This is a genomic window from Polynucleobacter yangtzensis (assembly GCF_027924165.1).
Lineage (GTDB): Bacteria > Pseudomonadota > Gammaproteobacteria > Burkholderiales > Burkholderiaceae > Polynucleobacter > Polynucleobacter yangtzensis.
In genome coordinates, this window is the sequence record NZ_AP026973.1 from 1,089,447 (window position 1) to 1,103,980 (window position 14,534).

The 14,534-nt window shown below is 45.0% G+C and carries 11 protein-coding genes and 1 tRNA gene; 7 read left to right on the plus strand and 5 right to left on the minus strand.

Annotated elements, in window-relative coordinates:
- Positions 1-2: 2 nt before the first annotated feature.
- Positions 3-1,253 (plus strand): CaiB/BaiF CoA transferase family protein, encoded by a 1,251-nt coding sequence (locus tag QMF28_RS05665; RefSeq protein WP_281741597.1) that lies wholly within the window; start codon positions 3-5, stop codon positions 1,251-1,253.
- Between the two features lie 73 nt (positions 1,254-1,326).
- On the opposite strand, the gene QMF28_RS05670 is transcribed toward QMF28_RS05665, so the two are convergent.
- The gene (locus QMF28_RS05670) at positions 1,327-3,426 is read right to left on the minus strand and encodes an alkyl/aryl-sulfatase (RefSeq protein ID WP_281741599.1); all 2,100 of its coding nucleotides are present in this window, start codon (positions 3,424-3,426) and stop codon (positions 1,327-1,329) included.
- A 109-nt stretch (positions 3,427-3,535) separates the two neighbouring features.
- Positions 3,536-4,981, minus strand: a complete 1,446-nt coding sequence (locus QMF28_RS05675; RefSeq protein ID WP_281741601.1) for a sensor histidine kinase — start codon at positions 4,979-4,981, stop codon at positions 3,536-3,538.
- A 103-nt stretch (positions 4,982-5,084) separates the two neighbouring features.
- On the opposite strand from QMF28_RS05675, the gene QMF28_RS05680 reads away from it, so the two are divergent.
- Both QMF28_RS05680 and QMF28_RS05685 read left to right on the plus strand, forming a co-directional pair.
- Entirely contained in the window at positions 5,085-6,038 is a 954-nt protein-coding gene (locus tag QMF28_RS05680) for an autotransporter domain-containing protein (RefSeq protein WP_281741603.1), read from the plus strand.
- Positions 6,039-6,149: 111 nt separating this feature from the next.
- Positions 6,150-6,731: a hypothetical protein gene (locus QMF28_RS05685; RefSeq protein ID WP_281741605.1), complete on the plus strand. Its 582-nt coding sequence runs from the start codon at positions 6,150-6,152 to the stop codon at positions 6,729-6,731.
- A 69-nt stretch (positions 6,732-6,800) separates the two neighbouring features.
- Here QMF28_RS05685 and QMF28_RS05690 read toward each other — a convergent pair.
- Positions 6,801-6,890 (minus strand) — tRNA-Ser (locus QMF28_RS05690).
- A 44-nt stretch (positions 6,891-6,934) separates the two neighbouring features.
- On the minus strand, positions 6,935-8,071 hold the full coding sequence (locus QMF28_RS05695) for an NAD(P)/FAD-dependent oxidoreductase (RefSeq protein WP_281741607.1): 1,137 nt from the start codon (positions 8,069-8,071) through the stop codon (positions 6,935-6,937).
- Positions 8,072-8,184: 113 nt separating this feature from the next.
- On the opposite strand from QMF28_RS05695, the gene pgi reads away from it, so the two are divergent.
- Genes pgi through nadC form a run of 4 tightly spaced genes read left to right on the plus strand, consistent with a single transcriptional unit; the run spans position 8,185 to position 13,144 of the window.
- Entirely contained in the window at positions 8,185-9,675 is a 1,491-nt protein-coding gene (gene pgi, locus QMF28_RS05700; RefSeq protein ID WP_281741609.1) for a glucose-6-phosphate isomerase, read from the plus strand.
- A gap of 43 nt (positions 9,676-9,718) precedes the next feature.
- Positions 9,719-11,104 carry a phosphomannomutase/phosphoglucomutase gene (locus QMF28_RS05705; protein ID WP_281741611.1) on the plus strand — a complete coding sequence of 462 codons (1,386 nt, stop codon included), beginning with the start codon at positions 9,719-9,721 and terminating at the stop codon, positions 11,102-11,104.
- A 39-nt stretch (positions 11,105-11,143) separates the two neighbouring features.
- Entirely contained in the window at positions 11,144-12,271 is a 1,128-nt protein-coding gene (gene nadA, locus QMF28_RS05710) for a quinolinate synthase NadA (protein ID WP_281741613.1), read from the plus strand.
- A 15-nt stretch (positions 12,272-12,286) separates the two neighbouring features.
- The gene (gene nadC, locus QMF28_RS05715; RefSeq protein ID WP_281741615.1) at positions 12,287-13,144 is read left to right on the plus strand and encodes a carboxylating nicotinate-nucleotide diphosphorylase; all 858 of its coding nucleotides are present in this window, start codon (positions 12,287-12,289) and stop codon (positions 13,142-13,144) included.
- Positions 13,145-13,155: 11 nt separating this feature from the next.
- Here the strand turns inward: nadC and QMF28_RS05720 are convergent, their stop codons facing one another.
- Complete coding sequence (locus QMF28_RS05720) at positions 13,156-14,529, minus strand: TAXI family TRAP transporter solute-binding subunit (protein ID WP_281741618.1); 1,374 nt, start codon at positions 14,527-14,529, stop codon at positions 13,156-13,158.
- Between the last annotated feature and the right edge of the window lie 5 nt (positions 14,530-14,534).

Genomic DNA, 14,534 nt, shown 5'->3' on the forward strand with positions numbered 1-14,534 from the left:
CAATGACGAAAACACCTATAAATGGCGCTTTAGATAGCGCACATCATGGATCTACCAAGCCATTACCCCTATCAGGAGTACGTGTTCTTGACGTCAGTCAAGTAATGGCGGGCCCCTACTGCTGCATGCTTTTGGCAGACCTCGGCGCCGATGTCATCAAAATCGAGCCTCCAGGCACCGGCGACCAAACTCGTGGTGCAATGGGATTCAAGATGAAGGGTTCAGACAGCATGGGCTTTCTGAATATGAACCGGAATAAACGCAGCCTCACTCTCAATCTCAAAACTGAAGCAGGCAAAAAAGTATTCTTTGAGTTAGTTAAAACAGCCGATATCTTGGTTGAAAACTACCGTCCAGGTGTGATGAAAAAATTGGGCATTGACTACCCTTCATTGCAAGCCATTAATCCTGGATTGGTCTATGCCAGCATCTCCGGTTTTGGGCAAACGGGTCCATGGGCTGATCGCCCTGGGTTTGATTTAATGGCGCAAGCTATGTCTGGAGTTATGAGCGTTACCGGATACCCTGATGGTCCACCAGTCAAAGCTGGCGTACCGGTTGCCGACATTGGCTGCGCATTGTTTGCGGTCTACGGAATCTTATCTGCCTATATTGGTAAAACTAAAACAGGTGAAGGTCAGTTTATTGACGCCTCATTGTTTGATTCTGCCTTGGCGTTTTCTATATGGGATACAGCTCAGTATTGGGGTACTGGTGTTGAACCCTACAAACTAGGCACAGCAAATCATATGAGCGCCCCCTATCAAGCCATGAAAGCATCAGATGGTTATTTTGTGATGGGTGCTACGAATCAAAAATTGTGGAAGCTACTCTGTGACAAGATTGAGCGTCCTGAGCTATTTGAAGATGCGCGCTTTAAAACAAATCCTCTTCGCTTAGCAAATCGCTTAGAACTCGCTGCTGAATTGGAAAAATCATTTGCCAAGAAAACCAGTGATGAATGGGTTGATGCACTTCTGGCAGCAGGAATACCAGCTGGCCCAATCAACACCTATCCTGAAGCATTTGATAGTGAACATGGGCGTCATCGCAAGATGCGTATGGAAATTGATCACCCAATTGAAGGCAAAGTTCCTAATATTGGCTTTGCCGTCAAGATGAATGGCACTCCTCAGCAGGTTTATCGCCACCCTCCTTTACTGGGCGAGCACACTAGCGAGCTTCTTGCAGAATTAGGCATTGCCGGCGAAGAACTGAAGTCGTTGGAAGCTGGTGGAGCTTTCACTGCCTGAGAAATTCCTCTGTTTCGGATTAAAGAAATGGGCTCCTAGGAGCCCATTTTTTACAACCATTCAATATCTGACATTAAGCGCCATCAGAATTGGCAATTGGAGGAGCCTCAAATGGATCCTTACTTGGTTTGGCTGGTGGAGCTTTAGCCTTGGTGCCAGGCATTAATTCAAAATCTGGAGTAAAAGTTGTCATGGTGCTACGCAGCTGATCAAAGACTTTACGATCACCTTCAAACTTAGCTTTACCTTCAGCCTGAAGTTTTTCAAAAGTAGTTTGACCACCCATGACTTTTTCTAAGTCGCTACGATTCACAGTGATAGTGAGGTTTGGATTTTTATCCTGATAACCCTTGATATTGGTCAGCGCAGAATTACTCATCTCAACAACGAACTTCTCACCATTATCTGGAGTAGTCAGATTGATAGTGAACTTCATGCCAGCAGCTTTTTTGCTATCCATGCTGATTGCTAGAGCATTGAGCCACAGCTCCGTAGTCATTGCTCTGATCATGTCAGGACCATTGGTCTTCGGTGATGCACCAGAAGGCATGCCATGACGTAATTCGTATGCAGCACCTAGGAAGCTATTGCGTACGCTAGGGCTTTCCTTTTGATAGCCAATTTGCTCAAAAATGTCTGCCAGCAAGTCTTTAGCGGCAGTATTGTTAGGCTCTGCATAAACCAACTTGTTTACGATTTCCATCGCTTCGCGATATTTACCTTGCTGATAGAGCTGTTTGCCCTTTGCCATGATCTTGCTAGAACCACCCATCATCTCCACATATAGCGGCGCAGAATCTTTTGGTGACAACGGAATCAAGGTGGCAGGATTGGCATCCCAGTAGCCCAAGTAGCGATTGATCACAGCACGACTGTTGTGCTCTTCTGAACCGTGGTAGCTATGGGCTGCCCATTGCTTTTTCAAACTCTCAGGCTGTTTGTAGACGTTGTGGACTTCATTAATCGTTACGCCATTGTTCGCCAAATGAAGCACCTCGTTATTCAAGTGTGCATAGCTATCACGCTGAGTGCGCATCACCTCCTGAACACGCTCATTACCCCAACGCGGCCAAGAATGCGACGCAAACATTACCTGAGCTTCATAGCCATAGCGATACAAAGCATTGTTAATGTTCTTAGACCATGCCAAAGCATCACGTACTAGAGCGCCACGTAATGTGTAGATGTTATGAATAGTGCCGGTAATATTTTCAGCAGCCCAGAATGCCTTGAACTGCGGGAAATACGTATTCATCTCGGCTGGTGCTTCTGTTCCTGGTGTATTTTGGAACTCCATCTCCACACCGTCTACCGTCATTTTTTCAAATGGCTCGTTAATCAAAATGGTTGGCTCAATTAAGCCCAGATTGCCGGCAGCAGTATTTTTACCAATCGATTGATCAACGTGACCAAATGGGCTACGCGGCAATAAGACGCCATACTGGAAATACAGGCGTCGTGTCATGGCATTACCAGCGTATACGTTCTCTGCTACGGCATGATCCATAAAGCCTGCTGGAGCAATGATTTTCACCTTACCGCTCTTCACATCAGCCTCTTCCACTACGCCACGAACACCACCAAAGTGGTCGGCATGTGAGTGGGAGTACACAACAGCAACGACTGGGCGCTTGCCTAGTTTTTCATTAACCAACTCCATAGCCGCTCTAGCAGCTTCTTTTGAGGTCAATGGGTCAAACACAATCCAACCGGTATTCGTTTTAACAAAACTGATATTTGATAAGTCAAAGCCGCGAACTTGATAAATCTTGCCCGGTACTACCTCATATAAGCCATAGCCCATATTGAGAATCGCTTGGCGTTGCAAGGATGGATGTACGCTATCAAAATCTTTGCCCTGCAAGAGGAATTCATAACTGCCCATATCCCATGCAACGTTGCCAGCATCGGCCATGATGGTTTTGTAGGCTGGCGCAGCGATGAAGCCTCTTTTAGATTCCTCAAAATCCCGTTTATCTTCAAATGGCAGTGTTTTGCGCAAACCATTTTGGAGCTCTACCGTGTAGCTCGATGGCATTTTGCCCTTGGAGTCAAAATGCTTACCTTGCATGGCGCCAGGGTCAGCAACTACACCCCCTCCACCAGCAGCGACAACTAAACCTGAAGTCATAAAAGATGCCAGTATGGCAATTTGAGAAAGTTTGGTTTTCATATCTCTGTCCAAATGAAAATATTGATAAAACATCTACATAACAAATGATATGGCGCGTTAAATCCAAGGCAATTAGCCTAAGAGCTAATAATTGAGTAAGTTATGTTACTTAGGTAACTTCTGAATCAACAGGAAATCGAACCAGGAACTTAGCCCCGCCTCCAGGATTCGGCTCAAATACGATGGAGCCGCCATGGCGAGTAACAATGTGTTTACAAAGCCATAGACCAAGACCCATACCGGACGACTTACTACTAGAAAGCAGTTCAAATAACTGATTCTGAGATGCCTCAGGAATGCCATCGCCATTATCTGCAACAGTTAACAACACGCCACCCTCAGTATGTTGAGCATCAATACTCAACTTTTTAACTTGCTGAGAAGAAGTTACTAAAGCCTGTATGGCGTTATTTACCAGGTTTAATAGCACCTGCTGAATCTCACCACGATTGGCCTGAATCATTAAATGAGGTTGGACGCTCACGGCTATCTGAATAGATTTTGCAGTGATCTCAGGTTTTGCAATGCTGAGAACCACTTCAATTAACTCTGCAAGGTCAATCCTGGAGGATTCTACTTTTTCATCGGAAAAAATCGATCGTAATGAGCGAATGATTCCTGCGGCTCGCTGATTATCAGCAAGCAAGGTATCTAAAATTTCCTTCTCAAGGGCCGGATTTAATTGTCCCTCTGAAAGCTTCTTTTGTAAAAATTGAATATTCAGACTTGACGCACCCAGCGGTTGATTTAATTCGTGGGCAATAGCAGCAGACAAAGCGCCAGTGCTGGCAGTCTTATTGGCCTTGAGCAATGAGCCTATCAAGGTCTCACGTTCTTTCAGCAACGCCTTAATCTCTTGATTTTCTTGGTTTGATCTAAAGTTTGAGAAGGCAATTTGCTCAGCCCAGTAACTACCAATCGCAATATACGAAAGCGTATTCATAACCAACTGGGCTATCGTAAATAGAATCAGAATTTGTGGAATCTGCTCTACCTGTCTAATGGTTAGCGAACCGACGATGAGAATAGTAAGTCGCCCTAATGCAAAAAATAGTTCGGCAACGCTGGCATATTGCAAATAGATCAGCTGACTTGATGGTGATTTTTTTCGCTTGATCCGCACCTCAACAATCTGCCAGACATAAAACAATCCAGTTAAGACACATATAAATACTGTACGCACCTCGAAAGTCGACTCATTACGCAACCACTCAAAAACGACTATAAAAATCAAAATTGAGATGGCAAGGGATATTTTTAAGGGCTTACCCACCTCTCTATTAAGAGATTGGCAGAAGAAGGCTTGTAATACTGCAGCCGCATAGAAAAAAGTATTCGCAATGGTGAAATTAAATTCGGGTCTTGCGATATCTTCAATGGAAACAATGCCGCCTCCAAAAACCAGCAAAGCTAAAACGCTTAGCGTCAGCGAGCTCATCCAATAGATATTTGGACGCGCTAAATTTTGTGAACGGTAATAGTGATAAATACCGAACAACAAACCCATCTGAATAATGGCTAATATAAAGAAATAGAGGGCGAGCATGAGCTTCATATCCTCTATGGTACATGTTACTAATTAGCAAGCATTGCCCCAAGGGCTAGCACTTATGTCGCTTAAAATGAATTCCTTCTGATTTTCATTGATAGTTTTTGGCATGCGCCTTCGATTTACTCCATACCTATTGGTTGCCCTCTGCCTCATGATTGGCTCTACCAAGGATGCGTACGCACAATCTGCTTTATATAACGCAGCAAATAATTACCTCAAAAAACGTGCGGATGCCTTCATGACGATTACTGGTTACTCCCTGACACCAGATGTCACTACTGGCTCCCTATCGATCCGCAATAAAGATGGCGACAACTCTGATTTACAAATGATCTCTTTAGGTGGCGGCGATCGTATTAGCGCCAATTTTCCCCTCTACTTAGAAGGCACGCTTGCGGTTAACCGTTACAACCCCACCTTTTCAGACGGCATAGGCAACAGCTCGGTTACTGTTCCTGTCCACTGGAATAGCGTTACCGGTACCGGAGGTATTGGCTGGGATTTTCCGATTACTGATGAATTACGTTTTAGACCAATTGCGAACGTCATGCTTGGGCATTTAGAAAGTGATCTCTCAATCGCATCTCGTGTGATTGAAAATCGCAAAGGGGTAGATCTGCAATTTCTGAATGGCGGTCGCATGAACTCCTATGGTTTAGGTGGCTCAGTCATGCTCGACTATGAGAACTACAAACCCAATCAAGAGATTGATGTGGAATTGCGTTACACCAATATTCCCGTCCAGACTTTTGATAGCTCCACTGCCGTTCAAGGATCAGCAGACTCTCAAAGTCTGGCCCTTTGGGCTCGAAGTCGGATTCCAACGCCGATCACACTATTAGATCGACCTCTGCGTGCAGTCTTTGAACTCGCTCATACTGAGTTCCTGGGTGACTTACGAGGAGCCCTAGGATTTAACTCACTCTCCTCGGTAGGCACAGGCATTGAACTGGATCGAAGTGCCTCAGACCCCATATTTAGCCGCGTAAGGGTCGTTTTTCGCTACCAATTCGGTCAAAACGTGCATGGCACCTCTATTGGACTAGCGGCCAGCTTCTAATAAGAGCAATACAATAGCTATAGATACTAAAACTAACAAACTAGTATTTATACATTGCCGCATCACCACCGAATGCTGGTGCGCTTTATTTACCTTAAGGATCAAACCATTATGAAAAAAATTATCATCGCTGTTGTTATCGCAGCTATCGCGGTCGGCGCCTACTTCATGCTCACAAAACCTAAAGCTCCCGTAGCTGGTGTAGCCGCTCAAGAAGCCGCACTGATCTATGACGGTGAAGTAACCAAGATTGATGCCACAACTCGCACTGTTACCCTCAAAAATCAAGACGGCGAAACTTCTATCGTTGCCGGCCCTGAAGTAAAGAACTTTGCAGAAATTAAAGTTGGCGACCGTTTTGATGTTGTTTATGAAATGGCTATTGCTGTTGAGTTGGTTAAGGTTAAAAATCCAGGCGCAGTTGGTGAACAAGTTAGCACCAGCACTGTAACTGCTCCACAGGGTGATAAGCCAGGCATGATCACTACTAATACTGTGACTGCAACTGCCAACGTTGAAGCCATTGATGCAGCTAAAAATATCGTTTCTTTAAAAGGTCCTCAAGGAAACATCTTCAAGGTTAAGGTTAAAAACGCTGACCTATTGAAAGATATCGCTATAAATGATCAAGTAAAAGTGGTTTACACAGAAGCAATTGCTGCTGTAGTAAGTGCACCAGCTGCGAAGAAGTAATGCAATAGTTCTTTAAGCAACCTTAAAGATAAAAGCCCAGCAAGTAATTGCTGGGCTTTTTATTTGACTTGGCGGAAGAGGTGAGATTCGAACTCACGGAGGACTTTCATCCTCGCCAGTTTTCAAGACTGGTGCATTCAACCGCTCTGCCACTCTTCCTTTAATTCGACTTACTGTGAATCACGGTTGATTCAAGCCACAGATTATAAAGAACTTTTGATTTGCCCCTCTAAATACTTGGCAATGGCTAGGCTGGAGGTTAATCCTGGGGACTCAAAGCCATATAGATTAAAGAGCCCCTCTAGGCCATGATCCTTGGGCGTATTGAAGCAAAAGTCGCCTGCAGGCGCATTGGGCGGGACTATTTTTGCCCTCACGCCTGAATAATCTGGCTGTAAGGCATTATCTTTCAGGCCGGGCCAATACTTTCTAACCGCCTCATAAAAGCCCTCGCCTCGCTTTGGGTTTACTGTGTAATCGATTTGATTCTCATCATCGATTTCCAACCATTCAACATCAGGTCCAAATTTAGCTTGGCCACCCATATCTAAGGTGAGATGTACTCCTAGACCACCAGGCTCTGGAATGGGATAAATCAAATGCTTAAACGGTGATTTACCTGAAAGAGAAAAGTAATTCCCTTTAGCAAAATACGCTTTCGGAATTTGCTCTTGTGCAAGTCCTTCAATTTTTTTCGCAATAGCTGGCGCGCTCATACCCGCACAATTAATCAGAAGCTTCGTCTGAATCTTCATGCCGTCTGCGCCACCGATTTCTAATTCAAATCCGTCTTGAGCCTTTGATCCTATTAGCTTAGCGCTGATCAGGGGTGACTGATAGGCAATCATGCCGCCAGCATCTTCAAAGCCACCCAGCAAGGACAGCATGAAACCATGACTATCAACGATACCGGTTGAGGCTGAAAGTACGGCAGCTGAACATTGGAGCTCAGGCTCCATAGATTTTGCTTGCTCTCCAGTAATCATCTTGATTTCTGGGACGTTGTTTTGTTGTGCTTTGTATAGGATTGCTTGCAAGTCATCCAATTGAGAATCATCGCTGGCTACGATGAGTTTGCCGTACGGTTGAGTAGCAACGTGATGGGTGCGGCAGTACTCATAAAGCATGCGATTACCCTCAACACATAGCTTTGCTTTGAGAGAATCTTTGGGGTAATAAATGCCGGCGTGTATGACTTCGCTATTGCGGGCGCTACTAATCGTGCCAAAAGCACTTTCCCGCTCGAGCAAAATCGTTTCTCGACCTTGAAGAGCCATCTCTCTAGCAACGGCTAAACCAATGACCCCGGCCCCAATAACGACACAGTCAACCCGGTCCATTTACTGGATCCTGCGTCTAAATTTGCTTATATTCATGGTGAAATCGTAACATTTTCAGTGGTTTAAGGTGGTTTTTGGGGTTTTTGAGGGTCAGTTATTGATAAAATTCATAGATGTCTTTAAAACCCGTAGCAAAGAACTCGCACCCCCTCCATCAAACCAACGGCATCGTTTTAGATAGCGCCTATCAAGGTATTAATCAGGCTGGCTGGAAATCCTTGTTTCAACAAGCCAAAGACGCGAAATTAGCACAATTTATTGCCGATCTTTTTGCTGGTAAAGCGGTCAATAATTCAGAAAATCGCCCCGCCCTTCATTCCGCCTTACGCAATTTAGATAAGTCACCCGTTTTGGTGGACGGTAAAGATGTCATGCCAGACGTTGCAGAAGTTTGGCATCGTATTGAGGCTTTATGCAATAAATGGGTTGGAGTAACTGATGTCATTCATATCGGTATTGGTGGATCTGATTTTGGTCCACGCCTAGCGATCGAAGCATTAGCTCATGTTCCCGACATTGATAGCCGTGGCATGCGGTTGCATTTCTTGGCCAATATCGACACAGCAGAACTCAATCGAATCTTGCAACGCGCTTTACCGCACAGCACTAAAGTCATTATTGTCTCCAAGTCATTTACAACACTTGAGACGACCATGAACGCCAAGGCTGTGGTGAAATGGCTTAAGAACAATGGCCTTACCGATAGTCAAATTGGTAAATCACTCTTTGCTGTTACAGCCAATGTACCTGCAGCCAAAGAGTTTGGCATTGATCAAGATCGCATCTACCCTTTCTGGGATTGGGTTGGTGGGCGATATTCTGTTTGGTCCGCAGTTGGCCTACCGATCGCTTTGCAATATGGCTTTGACACTTTTAAAGAATTCTTATCAGGTGCACAGGCCATTGATCAGCACTTTAAAACTGCGCCTCTTGAAGAAAATCTACCTGTCATCATGGCACTTAGCTTGCTGTATCAGCAAGAGAAACACCACATTAAATCCTATGCGGTTATTCCGTATGCGGATGCTTTAGATTGGTTTCCGAAGTGGTTGCAACAGCTTGATATGGAAAGCAATGGCAAAAGCGTCGATCGCGATGGCAAGCCAGTGAAGTTTTCTTGCCCGGTTGTTTTTGGCAGCTCAGGCAGCAATGCACAGCACTCGTATTTCCAGTTGTTGCACCAAGGTACAGAAATCATTCCAATTGATTTCATTGCGGTACGTGAACCGATGAGTAATTTGCCTGAGGCAAAAGCGCATCACCACATTTTGCTCTCCAACTGCTTAGCGCAAGCGCAAGCTTTGGCAAATGGCAAGAAGACTGATAACCCAAATAATACCTACCCAGGTAAGCGTCCTAGCAACTTGCTGATCCTGCCTAAGCTGAACGCCTTCTACTTAGGCGCACTCTTAGCGCTTTATGAGAACCGCACTGCTGCACTTGGCGCGCTATGGAATATCAATAGCTTTGACCAACCTGGTGTTGAGCTTGGCAAAGTATTGGCTAAGCCAATTGAAGCTGCCCTGAAGAATGATGGCACTGTACAAGCCAATGCCGGCATTGATGAAGTCACTGCCGCCCGTATTAACTTACTTAATCAATAGTTTTATTAGTTCTAGCCTTAGCCTAGACATCGAAAGCACGCTCATGCAACTCTCTCCATCTATTTTCAAAGCTTATGACATCCGCGGCATTATTGATGAGACTTTAGATCCATCGATTGCGAAATTGATCGGTCAAGCATTTGGCACCGAGATGCGTGAACTAGGCGAAACAGAAATTGTGATTGGTCGCGATGGTCGCTTATCTGGCCCTAGCTTGATTGAAGCATTGACAGAAGGCTTGCTATCTACCGGCATTAATGTGATTGACTTAGGGATGGTGGCTACACCCATGGTTTACTTTGGTGCTAATCAAACGCTCAATGGCAAAAAGCCAAAGTCCGGCATCATGATTACCGGAAGCCATAACCCACCTAACTACAACGGCTTCAAGATGGTTCTGGGTGGCGCAGCAATCTACGGCGATCAAATTCAGGCGCTACGTAAACGCATTGAGACGAAGAAATTCGCTACTGGTCAAGGCAACAGAAGTGAGTTCGATATTTTCCCAATGTACTTAGAGCGCATTGTGGGTGATGTGAAACTAGCCCGCCCTATCAAGATTGCTGTCGACTGTGGCAATGGTGTTGGCGGTGCTTTTGCTGGTAAGCTCTTCAGAGCATTGGGCTGCGAAGTCCAAGAACTCTTTTGTGAGGTAGATGGTCATTTTCCAAACCACCATCCAGATCCCGCGCATATTGAGAACTTACAAGATCTCATCAAGAACTTACAGACTACCGATAATGAATTAGGTCTTGCCTTTGATGGTGATGCTGATCGCTTGGGCGTTGTTACCAAAGATGGTCAGGTGATTTTCCCAGACCGCCAAATGATGCTTTTTGCTAAAGATGTTCTCTCCAGAAATCCTGGTGGGCAGATTATTTATGACGTTAAATGCACCCGCAATCTCGCAACCTATGTGAAACAGCATGGTGGCGAGCCTTTGATGTGGAAAACAGGTCATTCTCTAGTTAAAGCCAAGCTTAAGGAAACTGGTGCACCACTTGCCGGTGAAATGTCTGGTCATATTTTCTTTAAAGACCGTTGGTTTGGTTTTGATGATGGCCTTTATACGGGTGCTCGTTTATTAGAAATCCTCTCTAAAGAAAAAGATCCTAATCAAACGCTGAATGAATTACCAAATGCGATCTGCACACCAGAATTACAATTAGCCTGCGCTGAAGGTGAACCATTTGCCTTATTGGAAACCATTAAAGCGAATGCCAAGTTCCCTACTTCAGAGTCTATCAATACGATCGATGGTGTGCGCGTGGAATATGCCGATGGATTTGGCTTGGCCCGGCCGTCAAACACGACACCAGTGGTCGTAATGCGCTTTGAAGCAGACAGCGAAGAGGCGATTGCCCGAATTCAGGCGGAGTTTAAGGCTGTATTATTGGCCGCTAAGCCGGATGCCAAGCTGCCGTTCTAGCAATCCAACAAAGATTACTAGGGTCGATTAAGATTTCGTATGAATTCAACTGTAAGCACCCCCATTTCCTTTGATTACCCCCAGCAAGATGCTGCTGGCGCTACTTGTACCGCCCAAGCTTGGGCCAAGACTCCACCCCAACTTCATGGCACCGAGAAAGCGGCAGTGATTGCCCGCATCAAGCAGCTCTTGGTTGAGAAAGACGCCACCTTAGTTGCCCACTACTACGTAGATGGGGACATTCAGGACTTAGCTTTATCTACTGGCGGCTATGTTGCTGACTCTTTGGAGATGGCACGCTTTGGAAAAAATCATGCCGCCAAGAATTTGATTGTTGCTGGTGTACGCTTCATGGGTGAAACTGCGAAAATTCTTAGCCCAGAAAAACGCGTCTTTATGCCAGACTTAGATGCAACCTGCTCTCTTGATTTAGGTTGTAACGCTCGTGACTTTGCCAAATTTCGCGCATTACATCCAGATCGTACTGTCGTTGTGTATGCAAATACCAGCGCAGCAGTAAAAGCACAGGCTGATTGGATGGTCACGAGCTCATGCGCTTTAGCAATTGTTCATCAGCTCAAAGTTGAAGGCAAAAAAATATTATGGGCACCAGATCGTCACCTTGGTCGTTACATTCAAGATCAAACTGGTGCAGATATGTTGCTTTGGAATGGCGCTTGTATTGTTCATGATGAATTTAAAGCGGTGGAGCTTGAGATTTTGAAGGCGGCTCATCCCAATGCAATGATCCTAGTTCACCCTGAATCTCCGCAAGCAGTGGTCGACCTTGCAGACGTTGTGGGCTCTACCTCTGCCATGATTAAGGCCGTAGTAGAAGGCTCTGCTACCGAGTACATCGTTGCTACAGATAAGGGCATCTTGCATCGTATGCAGCAACTGGCTCCAAACAAAAAATTGATTGAAGCGCCTACCGCTGGTAATAGCGCCACTTGCAAAAGTTGCGCGCACTGCCCTTGGATGGCCATGAATGGCTTGCAAGGAATTTTGGATTGCTTAGAGAATGCTTCTGGCGAAATCTTCATCGAAGAGCCTATTCGGGTTGAGGCATTGGGCTGCATCGAGCGTATGCTCGATTTCACCAAAAACCATCCCGACCTCTTAGCTAAAGCACAGCATGGCTTTGTAAAAAATATTGGCGCTGCTTAATTTTTATATTTATATATGTTTGATAACAACGAAACTTTAGAACAGGCCCGTCAACGTAATATTCATGATGCGCTCATGGAAGATATTGGCACTGGCGATTGGACAGCAAAGCTTGTTCCTAGTAAGCCGGTAAAGGCTCAGCTGATTGTTCGTCAAGAAGCAGTACTTTGTGGCGTAGATTGGTTTGAAGGCACACTCAAGAAACTCGACCCCAATGCCAAAGTTACTTGGCATTACCTTGAAGGCGACTTAATGAAACCCGATACCAAGGTTTGCGATATTGAAGCCGACTCTCAGGCCCTGCTCTCTGCTGAACGCACTTGCATTAACTTCTTGCAAACACTTTCTTGGACGGCCAGTATTACTCGTCAGCACGTTGATGCCATCGCTGGCGCCAGCCCGAATCCTCAAGGTTGCGCCGTTTTAGATACTCGCAAAACGATCCCAGGATTACGTCAGGCTCAGAAATACGCCGTACTCGTTGGTGGCGGCAAGAATCAACGTTTAGCACTCTGGGCCGGCATCCTCATTAAAGAGAACCATATTGCTGCAGCTGGTAGCGTGACCGCAGCCCTTAAGAATGCTCAAGCACTCAATGCTGGGGTAGATATTCAGATTGAAGTAGAAAACTTTGCTGAACTGGAAGAAGCTTTAGCGGCTGGAGCAAAAAGTATCTTGATCGACAACTTCAATACTGATCAAATGAAGCAAGCGGTTGCAATCACCGCCAGTCGTGCTTTGCTGGAAGCTTCTGGCGGCATCAACTTAGAACAAATGCGCTCTATTGCTAGCACTGGTGTAGACCGCATCTCTCTTGGTAAGTTAACTAAGGATGTGAGTGCAGTGGATTTTTCAATGCGGATCTTGAGCTAAATTACCTAGCTTCATCTCCCCTTGTAAATTGCCTGCTTCTCAAGGGCATTACGAATAAATTCAATATTGTTTCTTAGGCTATAGCAGTCAGCAGTAGCTAGCTTGGCCGCTTTAGAGGCCAGTACCCTTCGCTCCATATCATTGAGCACTTCAATATATTCGCCTCGACGATTAGGATCAAAAGTTTGAATTGTATTCTGCTCAAATTTATCCAAGTCTTTATATATTGAATTGATCTGCTTCTTTGCCAAGTTGGTTCTATAGCTAGGAATTGACTTAATGATGGGGTAAGCAAAAGCAGCAAAAGGAAGTAAGAGGAAGAACATGCGCTCCAAAAACTCTGCCAACCAAAATGGCAAATACTTCATCAAGGTTGGCGTACCTTTTTCATAGAAGAACTTTGCCTCATTACTCAGGGGTGCTTCGGTATTCATATAGACAGGGAACTCCCCCGCTCTTGAGAAATACGATTTTGCTCCATTGATTTCTTTTGCAGCCTCTAAGAATAAGACCTGAATCGCTGGATGTAGGCGATCATCAATCAATAGATTTGTCGTGGTAGAGATCAACTGAATAGGGTGGTCTGGTATGTTTTTTCCCAGATCAAATCCACCCATAGGCACTCCCAACTCTTCAAAATATGGCAGAAGACGCGTATAAGCATCTGCACGGCTAAACGTCACCAAGCGAATATTCGGGTTTTTTATCAGTCTTTGCACATTTGGCGAGTCATAGCCGTCAACCAAAAATACGGCATCAATTTCTCCTTGCTCAATAGCATTAACAGCATCGGCATTATTCATACTCAATAAATTGGGTGCAGTAGGAGTAAGATGATTTTGCTTCAGAATGCTGACTGCTTGAGCATGAGTACCGCTGCCAATGGGTCCAATATTGATTCTGAGCTTGGCAATATCTCGATCAGAAACATGAATGCCTTCGTTGAAAGTGTTCTTGCGGTAAAAAATCCATACAGGCTCATAGTCAACGCTACCCAGAGATTGCACACCTGATAAGTTATCTACGGCAATCATGCCACCCTGTACAAAAGCAGCTTGAATAGGATCTTTACGATCGATTAAGTGTTGAAGATTTTCTTTTGAGCCATGGGTCTCTATGAGTTTTAGCTCAATACCTCTTTTTTCAAAATAGGCTTTATATTTTTCACCCAAGACCTTGTAGGATCCGCCGGTACCTGTGGCCATTAACACTTTATCGGGTGGCGCGGGTTTAGCAAACCAGATGAGAACGGCTAGAGCAAGAAACAATAAAAAGATGAGAGGCCACACTTCTTTAATTAAGCTGAGGCCATTCTTAATTTCATCTGCGGCAGTTTGATATACCGCAGAAATATGTTCGTAGACTTCCTCTTTAAAGCTGGCCATGAAAT